Raw genomic sequence first — 1,698 nt, 5'->3', positions numbered from 1 at the left:
ACTGGGCCCACGCCGCGGACGCCGCACTGCCCACCACAGCGCATGGCGTCCTCCAACCCGCATTCGCTTACCAATCTTGGACACTTTCCGTTCCCAGCTAACGGAAACTGTCCAAGATCTGCGTGCACGGTCCGGGGTATCACCGGTTGGTCCGCTGGCCCGCCGACCCGAAGGGCAGTCGCGGGGTCAGCAGGCCCGGTCGCGGGCCAGGCCGCCGAGCCCGCAGGCCACCTCGCGGGCCAGGCCGCCGAGCCCGCAAACCAGGTCACAGACACCCAACCCACGAGCCCGGATACCAGGTCACAGACACCCCCCCGAGCCCGCAAGCCAGGTCACGAACACCCAACCACCGGGCCCGCGGGGGACGCCGCCAACGCGCCCACCCACCCGCAGGGCAGGCTGCCAAACACACTGCACTCACCCGCAGGGCCCGCCAGGCGCATAGCCCGCCGCCGTCAGAGCTCTCGACGACCCGGGTGGCGGCGCTGTGCGGTGGATCAGCGGACGGTGACGGTGACCGTGTGCCAACCGGTGGCGCCGTCCGGGACGACGTCCTGCTTGCGTTCGGTCTGGGTTTCGCCTGTTGCGTCCGTCGCTCGGACCTGGAGCCGGTGCTCGCCCGGCGTGGCGTCCCAGCGCCAGGACCACTGCACCCAGGTGTCCACCGACACGGTCGGGGCCAGCTCGGCCTCCTGCCACTGGCCGTCGTCGACGCGTACCTCGACTCGACGGATGCCTCGGTGCTGCGCCCAGGCCACGCCGGCGACGGTCACCGGTCCGGCGGTCAGCCGGTTGCGCCTCCGGGGCGTGTCGATCCGCGACTGGGTCTTGATCGGCCCCTCGCGGGACCAGCCGCGCGGCACCCAGTACGCGTCGAAGTCAGCGAACCGGGTCAGCTCAAGTTCGGTCACCCACTTGCAGGCTGACACGTAGCCGTAGAGGCCCGGCACCACCATCCGGACCGGGAAGCCGTGCTCGACCGGCAGCGGCTCACCGTTCATCCCAACGGCGAGCAGCGCGTCCCGTCCGTCGCGCAGCGCGCCGGTGGGGGTACCGCAGGTCCAGCCGTCGACCGACCGACCAACGACCTGGTCGGCGTCGTCGTCCGGCTCGACCTCGTCCAGCAGTTCCCGCAGGGGTACGCCGAGCCAGCGGGCATTGCCGATCAGGTCCCCACCCACCTCGTTGGAGACGCAGGCAAGCGTGACGTACCGCTCGACCAGCGGTCGGGCCAGCAGATCCGCGTAGCTGTAGGTGCGTTCCCTGCCGACCCGCCCGTGGATCCGCAGTCGCCAGGTGTCCGGGTCGACCTGGGGCACCACCAGCGCGGTGTCGATCCGGTAGAAACCGAAATTCGAGCTGACGTACGGCGCGACCTGGGTCAGCGAGAGGTCCGCGCCGGCCGGCACAGCCGGTGCGGGGGCGGCCGGCGCGGGCAGGCGGATCGCATCCCGGGCCGCGGAGACGCCGCGCCGGCCCGCCAGCCAGCGTCCGCCGAGACCGGCCACCACGGCCGTGCCGAGCAGCACCCCGCTCCCGGTGAGGAACCGCCGCCGTGACTCCGGGTCGACCCCCTCGACCGCCGCCGGCGGTCCGGCAGGAGTGACCGGCCGGCTCTCGGTTGCTGGGGAGGCCCCCGTCGGCGGCTCGTCCCACGACTCTGACCCCGAGCCGGCCGGCGGCACCGCGCCGGGCGCG

At 72.9% G+C, this 1,698-nt stretch carries 1 protein-coding gene; it reads right to left on the bottom strand.

Going from position 1 to position 1,698, the window contains the following annotated elements; all coding sequences use genetic code 11:
* Positions 1 to 497 precede the first annotated feature (497 nt).
* The coding region (locus ABZU52_RS32400; protein WP_354974713.1) for a molybdopterin-dependent oxidoreductase at positions 498 to 1,698 on the bottom strand (1,201 nt) is incomplete at its 5' end.

It is taken from the genome of Micromonospora sp. NPDC005220 (genome assembly GCF_040607895.1).
Lineage (GTDB): Bacteria > Actinomycetota > Actinomycetes > Mycobacteriales > Micromonosporaceae > Micromonospora.
The sequence above is the reverse complement of the archived record's forward strand: the minus strand, read 5'-3'. Positions and strand labels throughout refer to the sequence as shown.